At 71.6% G+C, this 16,061-nt stretch carries 13 protein-coding genes; 7 read left to right on the plus strand and 6 right to left on the minus strand.

The features are described 5' to 3' along the window. Positions 1 to 29: 29 nt before the first annotated feature. Positions 30 to 374, minus strand: coding sequence for a DoxX family protein (locus tag ACFWBY_RS07450; RefSeq protein WP_385338991.1), 345 nt, complete (start codon positions 372 to 374; stop codon positions 30 to 32). Between the two features lie 90 nt (positions 375 to 464). On the opposite strand from ACFWBY_RS07450, the gene ACFWBY_RS07455 reads away from it, so the two are divergent. Together ACFWBY_RS07455 and ACFWBY_RS07460 are read left to right on the plus strand one after the other, a co-directional pair. Beyond that, positions 465 to 920 carry a MarR family winged helix-turn-helix transcriptional regulator gene (locus tag ACFWBY_RS07455; RefSeq protein WP_385338994.1) on the plus strand — a complete coding sequence of 152 codons (456 nt, stop codon included), beginning with the start codon at positions 465 to 467 and terminating at the stop codon, positions 918 to 920. Positions 921 to 1,129: 209 nt separating this feature from the next. Beyond that, entirely contained in the window at positions 1,130 to 1,843 is a 714-nt protein-coding gene (locus ACFWBY_RS07460; protein ID WP_385338997.1) for a DUF6215 domain-containing protein, read from the plus strand. 127 nt (positions 1,844 to 1,970) lie between these two features. Here the strand turns inward: ACFWBY_RS07460 and ACFWBY_RS07465 are convergent, their stop codons facing one another. Next, on the minus strand, positions 1,971 to 3,428 hold the full coding sequence (locus ACFWBY_RS07465) for an MFS transporter (RefSeq protein WP_385339000.1): 1,458 nt from the start codon (positions 3,426 to 3,428) through the stop codon (positions 1,971 to 1,973). Between the two features lie 64 nt (positions 3,429 to 3,492). Here ACFWBY_RS07465 and dusB point away from each other — a divergent pair, with 64 nt between their 5' ends. From dusB to ACFWBY_RS07480, 3 genes are all read left to right on the plus strand, one after another. Next, a complete protein-coding gene (gene dusB, locus ACFWBY_RS07470) occupies positions 3,493 to 4,635 on the plus strand; it encodes a tRNA dihydrouridine synthase DusB (protein ID WP_385339003.1) in 1,143 nt (380 codons plus the stop codon). Between the two features lie 375 nt (positions 4,636 to 5,010). After that, positions 5,011 to 7,719 carry a pyruvate, phosphate dikinase gene (gene ppdK, locus ACFWBY_RS07475; RefSeq protein ID WP_385339006.1) on the plus strand — a complete coding sequence of 903 codons (2,709 nt, stop codon included), beginning with the start codon at positions 5,011 to 5,013 and terminating at the stop codon, positions 7,717 to 7,719. A gap of 515 nt (positions 7,720 to 8,234) precedes the next feature. Beyond that, entirely contained in the window at positions 8,235 to 9,314 is a 1,080-nt protein-coding gene (locus ACFWBY_RS07480) for a helix-turn-helix domain-containing protein (protein WP_385339008.1), read from the plus strand. Between the two features lie 107 nt (positions 9,315 to 9,421). Here the strand turns inward: ACFWBY_RS07480 and ACFWBY_RS07485 are convergent, their stop codons facing one another. Continuing rightward, positions 9,422 to 10,582, minus strand: a complete 1,161-nt coding sequence (locus ACFWBY_RS07485; protein ID WP_385339011.1) for an alkaline phosphatase PhoX — start codon at positions 10,580 to 10,582, stop codon at positions 9,422 to 9,424. A gap of 216 nt (positions 10,583 to 10,798) precedes the next feature. Here ACFWBY_RS07485 and ACFWBY_RS07490 point away from each other — a divergent pair, with 216 nt between their 5' ends. Together ACFWBY_RS07490 and ACFWBY_RS07495 are read left to right on the plus strand one after the other, a co-directional pair. After that, complete coding sequence (locus tag ACFWBY_RS07490; RefSeq protein WP_385339014.1) at positions 10,799 to 11,263, plus strand: group III truncated hemoglobin; 465 nt, start codon at positions 10,799 to 10,801, stop codon at positions 11,261 to 11,263. A 172-nt stretch (positions 11,264 to 11,435) separates the two neighbouring features. Continuing rightward, a complete protein-coding gene (locus ACFWBY_RS07495) occupies positions 11,436 to 11,843 on the plus strand; it encodes a VOC family protein (RefSeq protein WP_385339017.1) in 408 nt (135 codons plus the stop codon). A 3-nt stretch (positions 11,844 to 11,846) separates the two neighbouring features. Here ACFWBY_RS07495 and nirD read toward each other — a convergent pair whose 3' ends face one another. The 3 genes from nirD to ACFWBY_RS07510 are packed head-to-tail and all read right to left on the minus strand — an operon-like array spanning position 11,847 to position 16,056. Further along, the gene (gene nirD, locus ACFWBY_RS07500) at positions 11,847 to 12,182 is read right to left on the minus strand and encodes a nitrite reductase small subunit NirD (protein ID WP_385339019.1); all 336 of its coding nucleotides are present in this window, start codon (positions 12,180 to 12,182) and stop codon (positions 11,847 to 11,849) included. Beyond that, complete coding sequence (gene nirB, locus ACFWBY_RS07505; RefSeq protein ID WP_385339022.1) at positions 12,179 to 14,731, minus strand: nitrite reductase large subunit NirB; 2,553 nt, start codon at positions 14,729 to 14,731, stop codon at positions 12,179 to 12,181. Before nirB ends, nirD begins: the two co-directional genes overlap by 4 nt. A gap of 2 nt (positions 14,732 to 14,733) precedes the next feature. Next, complete coding sequence (locus tag ACFWBY_RS07510; RefSeq protein WP_385339024.1) at positions 14,734 to 16,056, minus strand: NAD(P)/FAD-dependent oxidoreductase; 1,323 nt, start codon at positions 16,054 to 16,056, stop codon at positions 14,734 to 14,736. Positions 16,057 to 16,061: the final 5 nt, after the last annotated feature.

The following is a 16,061-nucleotide window of genomic DNA, read 5'->3' on the forward strand; positions in this document are numbered from 1 at the left end:
GCCGTCGTCGGGACGTCGCGCGCCGGTCGTCAGGACGTCGCGCGCAGGATCAGGGCGCCCAGCGCGAACGCGGTCAGGGCGGCCGCGGGGGCGAGCTCGCGATCCTTCGCGCGCAGGTGGGCGACGACCGCGCCGACGAAGTAGAGCGAGACGCCGGTGGCGGCGGCGATGCCCAGCGGCATCAGCCACAGGCCCGCGATCAGGCCGATCGCGCCCGCCGCCTTGAGGGCGGCCAGTCGCGGCAGCCAGGAGTCCGGGACCCCGACGTTCCGCATGCTCGCCGTGACCGCCGGGTTGCGCCGGAGCGTCAGGGTGGCGGACGCCGCGAGGGTGAGGGCGAGCAGGGTGGCGACGACGGCGTAGGCAGTGAACATGATGAACTCCAACAGTCGATAGTGGTGAATCATTGAATACCATCAACGATCGACAGGAGGCAATCATTTCCTCGTTGTTACGATGTGGCCATGACGGCGCCTCAGGACTCCCCGCACCCTCCGCAGCGGCTGGGCCTGCTGCTGGCCTGGCACGGATCGGTCACCCAGACCCGCATGAAGAAGGCGCTCAGCGCGGCCGGACTCACCCCGCGCCACGCGATGACCCTGATGCACCTGTCCGGCGGCCCCATCGGGCAGCGGGCCCTCGCCGAGCGGCTGGAAGTGGACCCGAGCGTGCTCGTCGGAATCCTCAACGACCTCGAGGGCGGCGGGCTCGCCGAGCGCCGCCGCGACCCGGCCGACCGGCGGCGCCACAACGTCGCCATCACCGACGCCGGAACGGACGCCCTGACCAAGACCAACGCGGCTCTCGACGCGGTCGAGCTCGGACTGTTCGCGGGGCTGTCCGAGCAGGACCAGGACGTGCTGCGGGGCCTGCTGGCACGGATCGACTCGCACGGCGACGACTTCGACTGCGCGGAGTAGCCGCTGCGGCGCGGCACAGGGCGATACGGCTCTCCGGCGCTACGGCGCGGCCAAGGGCGCTACGGCCCCCGCGTGCGCTCCGAGGCCTCGGCCCGGCGCGGCCCCTCGCGGGTGCGGCTCGGCTCTCCGGCCGCCTTCCCTTGTCCGCCTGATGATCACGGGTTAAGGTCCCCGGGCACGTATCGGGGGATCACAGCAGGTGGGGGGACATGGCCGACGATTTCGACGCGCCCAACAAGGGCGTGGCCGCGGTGGGGCAGGCCATTACGGCCCTGGCGCTGGTAGGGGGACTCGGAATCGGTTTCTGGACGACCGCGCAATCGTCGGCCGACACCAGTACGCCGCCGCCGCGGCCCGCCACCTGCTCGGGCGGGGAACCGGAGAAGCCGTCGGCGGAGTCCGGGGCCGCCCCGCGCGTCTCCGGGGCGCAGCTCTGCACGGCGCTGCACCGTCCCGACCTGGCGGAACTGCTCGGGACGCCGGGGGAGAGCGCGAAGAGCGCCGGCGGCAGCGAGGGCTCGTTCCGGCCCGCGGGGGGCGAGGAGATCGCCGCTCCTTCGGCCAGAGTCGAGTTCGGGACCTACACGGTGACGCTGAGGGTCGGCTACGACCGTTTCCCGGTGTCGACGACCGCCGCCCTCCTGGGGGAGGAAACGCCCGGTCGGATGGTTCTGGGCCGCCAGGCGGCCCTGTACTCGGACCGCACGATCAGCATCAGCTTCCGCCTCGACGGGAGCGACAGCCAAAGCCGCCCCGGCGTACCGGCCCGCGTCCTCGCCGTGGCCCGGGACGCACAGGACAGCGGCGGCTCCTACGACGTGACCCTGTGGCGAACGGACGGCTTGGTTCCGGACGACGCCGTGCTGCTCCGCGTCGCCGAGACGGTGCTGCCGACGATCCCGGGATGGTCCGCCGCGGGGTGACGGCCGTCGGCGTCGCCGGCAAGGCCCGGCCCCCGCCCCAGTCCGGCCCCCGCCCAGTCCGGCCCCCGCCCAGTCCCCCCGCCCCAGCGCCCCACGGAGCCCACCCCCTGCCACCCACGGCGCCCGGTCAGGCCTCCGGAGGCGTCTTGGAACGGCGCGCGGGCGCGGCCGAGGTCATGGAGAGGGCGTCAGCCGTGCGCAGGGCCGTGGCGTACGCCCAGGGGCCGCTCGTGGCCAGGCCCACCAGCAGGACCAGTACGCCGCAGGCCGTGATGATCCACCAGGCGGGCCGGGCCGCCGCGACGAAGTCGGACGGCGCGGCGGTCAGGCCGGCGGCCAGGACCGCGCCGACTATCGCCACGCCCAGGGTGCCGCCGGTCTGGCGGCTGGTGGAGGCCACCGCCGCGGCCACGCCCGCTTGGGCGCGCGGCATTCCGGAGACCGCGGTGTTCGTGATCGGTGCGTTGACCATGCCGAATCCGAGCCCGAAGAGCACGTACCCGGCGAAGAGGAGCGGATCCGAGGACTCCGCCGAGAACGCCGCGAAGAGCAGGCCGCTCGCCGCCATGCCGGCCCCCGCGACCGCGAGCGGCAGCCGCGGCCCCCGCGTGCCGACCAGTCGGCCCGACAGCGGGGCGCAGACGAAGGCCAGGGTCGCCATGGGCAGCATGTACAAGCCGGCGTCCAGGGCGTCGAGGCCCCGTGCCTCCTGGAGGTACAGGGTGTTCAGGAACAGGAACCCGGACAGCGCGGCGAAGGCGCTGACCGCGATCACCGTGGCGCCGCTGAAGGGGGCGCTGCGGAAGAACCGCGGGTCGATCAGGGGCTCCGCCCGCCTCGGTTCGTACACCAGCAGTCCGGTCAGGGAGGCGACGGCCAGCGCCGCGCAGCCGAGGATCAGCGGGGAGGACAGGCCGGCGGACGGGGCTTCGATGATCCCGTAGGTGAGGGAGCCGAGCAGGGTCATGACCAGCAGCTGCCCGACGGGATCGGGGCGGCGCGGGTGCTCGGCCCGGGACTCGGGGACGTAGCGCAGGGTCAGGACGAGGGCGAGCGCGCCGACGGGGAGGTTGACCCAGAAGATGGACCGCCAGCCGACGGAGTCCACGAGCAGGCCGCCGATCAGGGGGCCCGCGGCCATGGAGATGCCGACGACCGCGCCCCAGGCGCCGATGGCGCGGGCGCGCTCGCGCGGGTCGGTGAAGGTGTTGGTGATGATCGACATGGCGACCGGGTTGAGCATCGAGCCGCCCACGGCCTGGACCATCCGGAAGGCGATGAGCCACTCCAGGGTCGGCGCGAGCGAGCAGAGCAGTGAGCCGAGCGTGAAGAGGACCAGGCCGACGGTGAAGACCTTGCGGCGGCCGATCCGGTCCGCCGTGGAGCCGGACAGCATCAGGAGCGAGGCCAGGACCAGCGTGTAGGCGTCGATGGTCCACTGCATCCCGGCCACCGAGGCGTTCAGATCGCGCCGCATGGAGGGGAGGGCCGCGTTCAGGGCCGTGTTGTCGAGACTGACGATGAGCAGGCTCATGCAGCAGATCGCCAGGACGAGCGAGCGCCTCCTGGGGCTCAAGTCGGGCATGGTGCCGATAGTACGTCTAACTAAAGAAATATGACGTGCGGCTCGGCTGCGCGACAATGGGGGGATGACCACGCTCCCCCCTCCTCTCGCGATCGGCCCGCACACCGTGCAGCCCCCGGTGGTGCTCGCGCCGATGGCCGGCATCACCAATGCCCCGTTCCGAACCCTGTGCCGCGAGTTCTCGGGCGGCAAGGGGCTCTTCGTGAGCGAAATGATCACGACCCGGGCCCTGGTCGAACGCAACGAGAAGACCATGCAGCTGATCCACTTCGACGCGAGCGAGAAGCCGCGGTCGATCCAGCTGTACGGGGTGGATCCCGTGACGGTCGGCAAGGCGGTCCGCATGATCGTGGAGGAGGACCGAGCCGACCACATCGACCTCAACTTCGGCTGCCCGGTCCCCAAGGTGACCCGCAAGGGCGGCGGCTCGGCCCTCCCGTACAAGCGCAACCTGCTGCGCGCGATCCTGCGCGAGGCCGTGGCGGGCGCGGGCGGCCTTCCGGTGACGATGAAGATGCGCAAGGGCATCAACGACGACCACCTCACCTATCTCGACGCGGGCCGCATCGCCGTCGAGGAGGGCGTCACCGCCATAGCCCTGCACGGCCGCACCACCGCACAGCACTACGGGGGCACCGCCGACTGGGACGCCATCGCGCGGCTCAAGGAGCACGTGCCGGAGATCCCGGTGCTCGGCAACGGGGACATCTGGTGCGCCGAGGACGCGCTGCGGATGGTCCGCGAGACCGGCTGCGACGGCGTGGTCGTGGGACGCGGCTGCCTGGGGCGGCCGTGGCTGTTCAACGACCTCGTCGCGGCCTTCGAGGGGCGCCCCGAGGACTTCCACAAGCCGACGCTGCGCGAGGTCGCGCGCACCATGCTCCGGCACGCCGAGCTGCTGGGGGAGTGGATCGGCGACGAGGCGCGCGGGGTGATCGACTTCCGTAAGCACGTGGCCTGGTACACCAAGGGGTTCTCGGTGGGTTCGGAGATGCGGCAGAAGCTCGCCGTCACCTCTTCCCTGGCCGAGCTCGACGCTCATCTGAGCGAGCTCGATTTGGATCAGCCCTGGCCGGACAGCGCGGACGGTCCGCGCGGCCGGACGTCCGGAAACAACCGGGTTGTCCTGCCTGAGGGCTGGTTGAAGGATCCGTACGACTGCGCGGGCGTGGGCGAGGAAGCCGAACTGGACACGTCCGGAGGCTGAGAATTCACTGGCAAAACGCGCCAGCGGCGGCGTGACATACGCCACGCATGGGTGAGGTTTCGCTCAGATGAGCGCAATGGTCACGGGTAAGACTTTCAAAGGGTGGCACTGGGTGCCACCCTTTGTGTGTTCAAGACTTGAACGCAAATGTATCGATGATCGCTCATCGGAGCGACATTGAGCCTCGGTGGGGCTCTCATCCTTCGGAACGTGAAGGCTCTTCGTATGTTCGGGCTACTCGACAGTTACTTTCGATGTGCTGGCGCGTGGGTGGTTACGGGCGCATGACCGCCAAGTGGACGTACCCATAAGCCTTCGATCTGGGTATGTTCCTGGCCGTCAGGGCAGCCACCGAGCCTCGAGGAGTCGAGACCCGTGTCGGAAAACAAAGATCAGAAGTTCGTCTACGACTTCACGGAGGGCAACCGCGACCTCAAGGACCTTCTCGGTGGCAAGGGTGCCAACCTCGCCGAGATGACCAACCTGGGTCTGCCGGTCCCTCCCGGCTTCACCATCACCACCGAGGCCTGCAAGGTCTACCTCGACAGCGGCGAGGCCCCGGCCGAGCTGCGCGAAGAGGTCAGCGCGCACCTCGCCGCCCTCGAGGCGAAGATGGGCAAGAAGCTCGGCCAGTCGGACGACCCGCTCCTGGTCTCCGTGCGCTCCGGTGCCAAGTTCTCGATGCCGGGCATGATGGACACGGTCCTCAACATCGGCCTCTCCGACGTGTCCGTCACCGGGCTCGCCAAGCAGGCCGGCAACGAGCGCTTCGCGTGGGACTCCTACCGACGCCTCATCCAGATGTTCGGCAAGACCGTCCTCGGTGTGGACGGCGAGCTCTTCGAGGAAGCCCTCGACGAGGCCAAGGCCGCCAAGAAGGTCACGGTCGACACCGACCTCGACGCCGCCGACCTGAAGAAGCTGGTCACCCGCTTCAAGAAGATCGTCGCCAAGCAGGCCGGCCGCGAGTTCCCGCAGGACGCCCGCGAGCAGCTCGACCTCGCCGTCGAAGCGGTCTTCAACTCCTGGAACACCGACCGCGCCAAGCTCTACCGCCGCCAGGAGCGCATCCCGAGCGACCTGGGCACCGCGGTCAACATCTGCTCCATGGTCTTCGGCAACCTCGGCCCCGACTCCGGTACCGGCGTCGCCTTCACCCGCGACCCGGCCAGCGGCCACGCGGGCGTCTACGGCGACTACCTCCAGAACGCCCAGGGCGAGGACGTGGTCGCGGGCATCCGCAACACCGTCCCGCTGGCGGACCTGGAGTCGATCGACAAGACCTCCTACGACCAGCTCATGACGATCATGACGACGCTGGAGACCCACTACAAGGATCTCTGCGACATCGAGTTCACCATCGAGCGCGGCCAGCTGTGGATGCTCCAGACCCGCGTCGGCAAGCGCACCGCGGGCGCCGCCTTCCGCATCGCCACGCAGCTCGTGGACCAGGGCCTGATCGACGAGGCCGAGGCCCTCCAGCGCGTCAACGGCGCCCAGCTCGCGCAGCTGATGTTCCCGCGCTTCGACGAGGACGCCAAGACCACGCTGCTCGGCCGCGGCATCGCCGCCTCCCCGGGCGCGGCCGTCGGCAAGGCCGTCTTCGACTCCTACACGGCGGTCAAGTGGTCCCGCTCCGGCGAGAAGGTCATCCTGATCCGCCGCGAGACCAACCCCGACGACCTCGACGGCATGATCGCCTCCGAGGGCATCCTGACCTCGCGCGGCGGCAAGACCTCGCACGCCGCCGTCGTCGCCCGCGGCATGGGCAAGACCTGCGTCTGCGGCGCCGAGGACCTCGAGGTGGACACCAAGCGCCGCCGGATGACGGTCGGCGGCCAGGTCGTCGAAGAGGGCGACGTCGTCTCCATCGACGGCTCGACCGGCAAGGTCTACCTCGGTGAGGTACCCGTCGTACCGTCCCCGGTCGTCGAGTACTTCGAGGGCCGCATGCACGCGGGCGCCGACGACGCCGACGAGCTCGTCGCCGCCGTCCACCGGATCATGGCGTACGCCGACCGCGTCCGCCGGCTGCGCGTGCGCGCCAACGCCGACAACGCCGAGGACGCGCTGCGCGCCCGCCGCTTCGGCGCCCAGGGCATCGGCCTGTGCCGCACCGAGCACATGTTCCTCGGTGAGCGCCGCGAGCTGGTCGAGCGCCTGATCCTCGCGGACACCGACGAGGAGCGCGAGGCGGCGCTGAGCGCCCTCCTGCCGCTCCAGAAGAAGGACTTCGTCGAGCTGTTCGAGGCGATGGACGGGCTGCCCGTCACCGTCCGCCTGCTCGACCCGCCGCTGCACGAGTTCCTGCCCGACATCACCGAGCTGTCGGTGCGCGTCGCCCTCGCCGAGTCCCGCAAGGACGCCAACGAGAACGACCTGCGCCTGCTCCAGGCCGTGCACAAGCTGCACGAGCAGAACCCCATGCTGGGTCTGCGCGGTGTCCGTCTCGGCCTGGTCATCCCCGGCCTGTTCGCCATGCAGGTCCGGGCGATCGCCGAGGCCGCGGCCGAGCGCAAGAACGCCAAGGGCGACCCGCGCGCCGAGATCATGGTCCCGCTCGTGGGCACCGTCCAGGAACTGGAGATCGTCCGCGAGGAGGCCGACCAGGTCATCGCCGAGGTGGAGGCCGCCACCGGCACCAGCCTCAAGCTGACCATCGGCACCATGATCGAGCTGCCGCGCGCCGCCCTCACGGCGGGCCAGATCGCCGAGGCCGCGCAGTTCTTCTCCTTCGGCACGAACGACCTGACCCAGACCGTGTGGGGCTTCTCCCGCGACGACGTCGAGGCCAGCTTCTTCACCGCCTACCTGGAGAAGGGCATCTTCGGGGTCTCGCCCTTCGAGACCATCGACCGCGACGGCGTCGGCTCGCTGGTCCGCAGCGCCGTCGAGGCCGGCCGGGCCACGCGCCCCGACCTCAAGCTCGGCGTCTGCGGAGAGCACGGCGGCGACCCCGAGTCCGTCCACTTCTTCCACGAAGTCGGCCTCGACTACGTCTCCTGCTCGCCGTTCCGGATTCCGGTCGCGCGCCTGGAGGCCGGCCGCGCCGCCGCCGAGGCGAAGGGCAGCGACAGCCGCTGACCGCCCTCGGGCCCCCGGTACCGGGGCCCCACATGGACCGCGCCTGCCCCCGGGTTCCCTGACACCCGGCGGCAGGCGCACCTATTTCCCGGGCGCCGCGCGGCTTCCGACGGTTCCGGTTTCCGTGGCTTCCGCGTTGGCGTTCCCCGGCCGTCCCGTCTCGGCCGTCCGGCCGTTCCCGCCGACGCAGCCGGACGATATTCGTTCAATGTTGTTCCACACGCCTTAACGGCAACAGGCGGTGGACGGATCCCCACCCGTCCACCGCCTGTCGCCAATCCGCCGGACACGTCGGCGCTTCCCGGTGCGACCGACCGCCAGGCCCCGCAAAGCCCCCCACGGCCTTCGCGGAGCGTTTCGGTCGCGCCGGAGTGTGCCCGGCGGAGTACAGGATTTCGGTTGTCACGCCCCCGCCGAAAGGGGTTTCAACTGTGGCTGAAAGGCCATGGTGACCACGTGTGACGGCATGCATACTCATAGGGCGGGGGGATTGCGGTTGCACAGGTGGGGGTTCGGTGCTGCGTATCCATTTCACTGGAGTGGACCTGGCACGCGTACGGATGGCAGGGCGTCCCGATGCGTTGTGGGAAACGATTTTGAGTTTTCACCGATTAAGAGACCGGCGGGATGCCCGGCTCTTCGGTGATTGGCGTACGGAAACCCGGAGCAGGTTGAATGGTGAAACACGGCTTCTCGGCGCACTGATACCGAGCCGGGGATATTTCCCCGATTTCCTCACACCCGTCGAGGGGCAGTACGGATGGGACGTCGGCCTCGACGCCCTGCGCGCGCTGCGCCCCGAGCGGATGCGGCGCGAGCTCGTGCTGCTCGGCCAGGGCGCGGGAGCGGGCTCCGGCATGGCGGCCGCCTTCGGGATGCCCTCGGCGGCGGGCACGGGCGGCGGCGCCGACGGACCGGTCCCCAGGCGGCTGCGGGACTTCATGGAGGGCGCCACCGCGCACCTGCCCCGGCTCCTCGGAGAACTGCGCGGCTACCACCGCGCGGCCGTGGAGCCGTACTGGACCCGCATCCAGGCCCAGATCGAGGCCGAGCGGGCCGCGCGGGGCCGGGCGCTGCTCGACGGCGGAGCGGACGAGCTGCTCGACTCCCTGCCGTCGATGCTGCGCTGGAGGGCTCCCGTGCTGGAGTGCGACTACCCCGTGGACCGTGACGTACGGCTCCGGGGGCGCGGGCTCCTGCTCCAGCCGTCCTTCTTCTGCCGGCGCACGGCGGTGACCCTGCACGATCCGGAGCTGCCGCCGGTGCTGGTCTATCCGGCGGCGGCGGAGCTCGGCTCGGCCCAATCCGGCTGCGAGGCGACCCGCCCCGCGGAGGAGCGGCGCCAGTACCGCCAGCGCACCCTGGGCAAGCTCGTAGGGCACACCCGGTCGGTGGTGCTCGAGGCCATAGGCGACGGGGCCACGACGAGCGAGCTGGCCCGCCGCGCCGGGGTCTCGCTGGCCTCCGCGAGCCAGCACGCCGGGGTGATGCGGGAGGCGGGCCTGGTCACCACCCTGCGCCACGGGAACGCCGTGCTGCACACGGTGACCCCGCTCGGAGCCGCGCTGCTCAAGGGCGGGGCCGTGGCCTCGTGACGGCGGCCGCACCCCGACGGGACGAACCCGCCGGGGTGGGGGCCGCGCCCGCGGGTACGGCGCCGTCGCCCGGCCCCGCCACGACGGGCCTTAGGGGCCGGATCCGGTCAGACCCGGAACGGGCCGGTCACCTCGTAGGTGATGCCGCCGGTGGAGCTGCCGCTCGTGCCGCGCTGGCTGCTGAAGTAGAGCCGGTTGCCGGCCGGGGAGAAGGCCGGGCCGGTGATCTCCGAGGAGGACTGGCCGGTGACCCGCAGGAAGGGGGCGACCACGTCGTCCGGGGTGATCACGCAGATCTCCAGGTTGCCGCCGTCCTCGGCGACGTACAGGTCGCCGAAGGAGGACCCGGTGACGTTGTCGACGCCCGTCAGGGGGGCGGCGCCGCCCGGCACCAGGGAGTCGTCGTAAGCCAGCTCGTAGGTGCTGTTCACGAGGTCGAGCTGCCAGACGCGGTTGTCGCCCTTGGTCGTGAACCAGACGGTGTCGTTGGCGTAGTGGCAGCCCTCGCCGCCGCTGAACTTCTTGGCGCCGGAGACCTGGGTGCGGGTGGTCGCCGGGGAGCCGTCGGGGTCCGGGACGGTCTGCCAGGTGAAGGAGCCCGAGGCGGCCGTTCCGGCCTTGAGGACCTGGAGGGTGCCGGAGGACAGGTTGCCCCAGGTGGTGGGGATGAAGCGGTAGAAGCAGCCGTCGGTCTCGTCCTCGGTCAGGTAGACCACCCGGCGCACCGGGTCGGCGGCGGCCGCCTCGTGCTTGAACCTGCCCATCGCGGGGCGCTGCACCGCCGCGTTCACGCCGTACGGGTCGGTCTCGTACACGTACCCGAGGCTGACCTCCTCGCAGGACAGCCAGGTGTTCCAGGGGGTCTTGCCGCCCGCGCAGTTCTGCCGGGTGCCGGACAGGATCCGGTAGGCGCCGGTGACGGCGCCCGAGGAGTTGAACTTGACGGCGCTCGCGCCGCCGGAGGGGTTGATCTCCGAGTTCGACACGTAGATCCAGCCCGTGCCGTCGGCGAAGCAGGCGCCGCCGTCGGGGGCACTGTGCCACTTGTACGTGGTGGGGCCGACGTTCTGGCCGGAGCGGGCGATCACCCGGCTGCTGAAGCCGGCGGGCAGCATGATGCCGTTCGCGTCCGCCGCGCCGAGCGCCCCGTAGGGGCCCGCGCCGGGCTGGGCGGGGGCCGCGTAGGCCGCCCCGTGCATCAATGTGCCGCCGAAGGCGGCGGCCGAGGACCCGATGACGGCCCCGCGCAGGAAGGTACGACGTTCCACGGTCACTCCTGTGGGAGGAGAAGCTCCGCGCCCGGCCGGGCGGGGAGTCGCACTCGCGTGGAGGAACTTAGAAGCGCCGCGTTGCCGTGACGCCAATTCCACATGGCGCGGGGGCGACCGGCTCGGGGTCAATCCGAACGGTGGATTCCGGGAAATCGAGGTATCGGGGGACCTTCAGCCCTGGAGGGGGCCCGCGTGCGGGAGGATGGTGGACTCATGAGCCACCACGCCGCCGTCCACGACATCTCCGGCCGCGCCGACCTGGACGTCGTGCTGCGCCGCTTCTACACGGCCGCCTTCGCCGACCCGCGGATCGGGCCGTTCTTCACCGAGATCGCCGGCACCGACCTCGACGTGCACCTGCCCCGGATCACCGATTTCTGGGAGCGGGCCCTCTTCCGCAGCGCCGACTACCGGCGCGACGCCTTCGCCCCCCACGCCGGCCTCCACGCGGCCCGCGAGATGACCGCCGGGGACTTCGGCCGCTGGGTGCAGCTGTGGCGCGCCACGATCGACGGACTGCACCGCGGGCCCACCGCGGAGCGCGCCAAGGCGCAGGGAGAGCGGATCGCGCTGGCCCTGCACAAGCGGCTCGCCGGCGCGGACGCGGAGCTGCTGCGCGGCAGGGGCACGGTGGGCTTCGTACCGCTGGCGGCCCTGGAGCTGCGCTCCTTCGCCTGATCCCTGCCCGCCGCGCAGACCCCGCACGGGCGTCGGCGGACCAGTCCGACCTGGGGGTTCGTCGCGCAGCGAAGGACTTCGAAGAAATTCCGCCGGGAGCGATGAGTTCTCCGGGGCGCCCCGGTCTACCTCTCGAAAGCGACGGGAACACACCGAGAGAAGAGGGACCGCGATGTCCTCCACCATGATCTTCGTCAACCTGCCGGTCAAGGACCTCGACGCGACGAAGGCCTTCTGGGCCGGGCTCGGCTACTCCTTCAACGCCCAGTTCACCGACGAGAACTGCGCCTCGATGCCGATCAGCGACACCATCGTCGCGATGTTCCTGACCGAGGCCCGCTTCAAGGACTTCACCCACAAGGCCATCGCCGACACCGCCGCCACCACCTCGGTGCTGCTGTGTCTGAGCGCCGAGAGCCGCGCCGCGGTGGACGAGCTCGTCGACGGGGCCATCGCCGGCGGCGCCACCGAGCCCCGCGCCGCCCAGGACTACGGCACGATGTACGGCCGCGCCTTCGACGACCTCGACGGCCACACCTGGGAGATCATGTGGATGGATCCGGCGATGGTCCAGGCCTGAGCCTCACGCCGAGGTCGCGGCGGTGCGCACCGGGTAGGTGCGGACCGCCACCTCCTCGTCGTCCAGGCAGCGCCCCGTCTCCAGGTCGAAGCGCTGCTTGAGCAGCGGCGAGGCCACGAAGGTCCGTCCCTCGGCCGTGCCGAGCAGCCCGCGCGAGAGGACGTACGCCCCGGTGAAGGGGTCCCGGTTGGTGATGGCGTACGGGCGCCCCTTGCGGTCGAGGAACACCGCAGCCTGGCTCCCGTCGGGCAGCAGGGCCGCGACCCCGCGCCCGGGGACGAGCTCGGAGAGCTCGCACACCGTCAGCCAGCCTTCGTTCACCTGCAGTTCGACGGTCATCGGGTGCCTCCCAGGGATCCAACGGGCTCAAGGGTGAGGATGGTCAGGTCGGGCTTGACCTGGTCGCGTTCGGGGACGAACTTCACGGTCGGGTCCGGGGCGCCGGGAGCGTTGACGAAGGACACGAACCGGCGCAGCCGCTCCGGGTCCTCCAGGGTCTCGGCCCACTCGTCGCGGTAGTGCGCCACGTGGTCGGCCATCAGCGACTCCAGCTCCGCGCACAGCCCCAGCGAGTCGTGCACGACCACGTCGCGCAGGTGGTCGAGGCCGCCCTCCAGCCGTTCCAGCCAGGTGGAGGTGCGCTCCAGCCGGTCGGCCGTGCGGATGTAGAACATCAGGAACCGGTCGATGAGCCGGATCAGCTCGGCGTCGGACAGGTCCTGGGCCAGCAGGTCGGCGTGGCGCGGGGTGGCCCCGCCGTTGCCGCCGACGTAGAGGTTCCAGCCGCTCGCCGTCGCGATGACCCCGAAGTCCTTGCTCTGTGCCTCCGCGCACTCGCGGGCGCAGCCGGAGACCGCCGACTTGAGCTTGTGCGGGGCGCGCAGGCCCCGGTAGCGAAGCTCCAGGTCGATGGCCATCCGGACGGAGTCCTGGACTCCGTAGCGGCACCAGGTCTGGCCCACGCAGGACTTCACCGTCCGCAGGGCCTTGCCGTAGGCGTGCCCGGACTCGAATCCGGCGTCGACCAGGCGGGCCCAGATGCGGGGGAGCTGGTCGACGCTGGCGCCGAAGAGGTCGATGCGCTGCCCGCCGGTGATCTTCGTGTAGAGGCCGAAGTCGCGGGCCACCTCGCCGATCACGATGAGCTTGTCGGGGGTGATCTCGCCGCCGGGGATGCGCGGGACCACCGAGTACGAGCCGTTGCGCTGCATGTTCGCGAGGAAGTGGTCGTTGGTGTCCTGAAGGGCTGCCTGCTCGCCGTCCAGGACGTAGCCGCTCGCGCCGAGGGTCGGGGCGAGGGAGGCGATGATCGAGCCGATCGTGGGCTTGCACTGCTCGCAGCCGTCCCCGCCGCGCGCGCCCTCCCGGCCGTGGCTGTCCAGGAGCTGCTGGTAAGAGGTCACGCGCAGAGTGCGCACGATCTCGTAGAGCTCGGCGCGGGTGAAGGAGAAGCAGTCGCAGAGCCCTTTGTCGGCGGCGGGGGGCATCAGCTGCCCGATCACCTTCAGGCAGCTGCCGCAGCCGGTGCCCGCCTTGGTGCACTTCTTGACCTCGGGCACGGTCGCGTGGGCGGTGATGGCCTTCTTGGTGACGTTGTGGCAGGAGCAGATCACCGCGGTGTCGGGGAGCGAGGCCGGGCCCAGGGCGACGGGCGCGCCGGCGCCGGCGGGCAGCACCAGCTGCTCGGGGGTGACGGGCGGTACGGAGCCGGTGAGCGGGCGCAGCAGGCCGTAGGAGTCGGCGTCGCCGACCAGGACGCCGCCCAGCAGGACGCCTTCGGCGGAGACGACCACCTTCTTGTAGACGCCGGAGCGGGAGTCGGAGTAGACGACGTCGAGGCTGCCGGCGGTGGCGCCGTGCGCGTCTCCGAAGGAGGCCACGTCCACGCCGAGCAGCTTGAGCTTGGTGGAGAGGTCCGCTCCGGTGAACTCCTTCTCGCGGCCCAGCAGGTCCTCGGCGGCCGTCTCGGCCATCTCGTAGCCGGGCGCGACCAGGCCGTAGACGCGGCCGTCGGCGGCGAGGGCGCACTCGCCGATGGCGTAGACGTGCGGGTCGGAGGTGCGGCAGTGGGCGTCGACGGCGATGCCGCCGCGCTCGCCGACGCTCAGGCCGCTCTCGCGGGCGAGCTGGTCGCGGGGGCGGACGCCGGCGGAGAAGACGACCAGCTCCGTGGAGACGGTGGAACCGTCGGACAGCTTCATGCCGGTGACCGAGCCGTCCTCACCGGTGACGACCTCCTGCGTGCCGACGCCCGTGTGGACGGTGAGGCCCATGTTCTGGATGGTGCGCAGCAGGGCGGCGCCGCCGCCCTCGTCGACCTGGACGGGCATCAGCCGGGGCGCGAACTCCACGATGCGGGTGGCGAGTCCGAGGCCCTGGAGCGCACCGGCGGCCTCCAGCCCGAGCAGGCCGCCGCCGACGACGGCACCGTTCGTGCGGGTCTTGGCGTACTCCTCGATCGCCAGGAGGTCCTCGATGGTGCGGTAGACGAAGCAGCCGGGAGCGTCCTTGCCCGGGACGGGCGGCACGAAGGGGTAGCTGCCGGTCGCGAGCACGAGCACGTCGTACGGGAACACGCGCCCGGAGCGGGAGGTGACGGTGCGGGCCTCGCGGTCGATGGTCTCGGCGGGGTCGTCGAGGTGCAGGGTGATCCCGTGGTCCTCCATGAAGGAGGCCGGGGTCATCGAGAGGTCCTCGGGGGTGCTGCCGGAGAAGTACGAGGTCAGGTGCACGCGGTCGTAGGCCGGCCGCGGCTCCTCGCAGAGCACGGTGATCCGGTGCGTGGCGGTGGCGCCGCGCTCGGCGAGCGCCTCCAGGTAGCGCTGGCCGACCATGCCGTGGCCGATGAGCACGATGGCGGGGGTGGGCGTGGGCGTGGCTGCGGCCATGATCAGGAGCCTCCGTCGTCGGTGAGCAGGTGGTGCAAGTCGGTGAGGGTCTCGCCGTCCTCCCAGCTGCGGGCGAGGGCGCCCACGCTGGAGAGCTCGCCGAGGAGGACCCCGCCGACGAGTCGGTCGCCGCGGACGACGACCTTGCGGTAGGTGCGGCGGGTGGCGTCGGTGAGGCGGACCACGTCGTCGCCGGGGAGCGGGGTGGTCTCGCCGAAGGCGGCGAGGTCCAGGGGCCGGTCGCCGCCGGCGGTGAGGGTGAGCCGCGTCAGGGCCCGCGTGCCGGTGTACCCCGTGGCGCCGACAGGGGCGGTGGCGGTGGAGGTGATGCCCTCGCCGGTTCCGAGGAGGACGTCGGCGAGGGCGTCGGCCTGTTCGAGGGCGGGGCCGGCCAGGCCGTACACCCGGCCCGCGTGCTCGGCGCAGTCGCCGATGGCGTGGATGCGGGGGTCGCTGGTGCGCAGCCGGTCGTCGACGACGATGCCCCTGCGGACGTCGAGCCCCGCGGCCAGGGCCAGGCCGGTGCGCGGCCGCACCCCGCAGGCGAGCACGACGATGTCGGCGTCGAGGCGGAAGCCGACGGCGAGCTCCACGCCGGTGACCCGGCTCTGGCCGGGCCGCGGGACCTGCGGGGTGGTGCGGGGTGCCGCCGGGCCGGTGACGGCGCGGGATTCCCCGGCCGGGCCCGTCGTCGTGAGGCCGCGGACCCGGCACTCCGTGTGGATCTCGACGCCGAGCGCGGTCAGGTGCGTGTGCAGCAGGGCCGAGGCGTCCGCGTCGAGCTGGCGCTCCATCAGGCGCTCGCCCTGCTGCGCCAGCACGACCTGCGCGCCGCGTTCGGCGAGTGCGCGGGCCGCCGAGACGCCGAGGAGGCCGCCCCCGATCACCACGGCGCGCACGCCGGGGCGTACGGCGGCGGACAGGGCCAGGCAGTCGTCCATGGTGCGGAAGGCGTGGACCCCGGAGGGGAGTTCCCGTCCCTCGGGTTCGAACAGGCCGCGCAGGGCGGGGAGGACCGGGTTGGACCCGGTGGCCAGCACCAGCGTGCCGTAGGGCTCGACCGTCCCGTCGTCGCAGTGCACCACCTGCTCGGCCCGGTCGATGCGCACCGCCCGCACGCCCCGGCGCAGCGCCGGACCGGCGGCCGGCAGGGCCGTCACCTCCGGCGCGTACCGCCCGGCCAGGACCTCCGCGAGCAGGACCCTGTTGTACGGGACGTGCGGCTCCTCGCCGAGGACTGTGACGTTGCCGCCCAGCCGAGCGGCGAGCCGCAGGCCCGCGAGGCCGCCGCCGATCACCACTACGCGCTGCTGTTCCGAGGTCATGACAC

It is taken from the genome of Streptomyces sp. NPDC060049 (genome assembly GCF_042736715.1).
GTDB lineage: Bacteria > Actinomycetota > Actinomycetes > Streptomycetales > Streptomycetaceae > Streptomyces.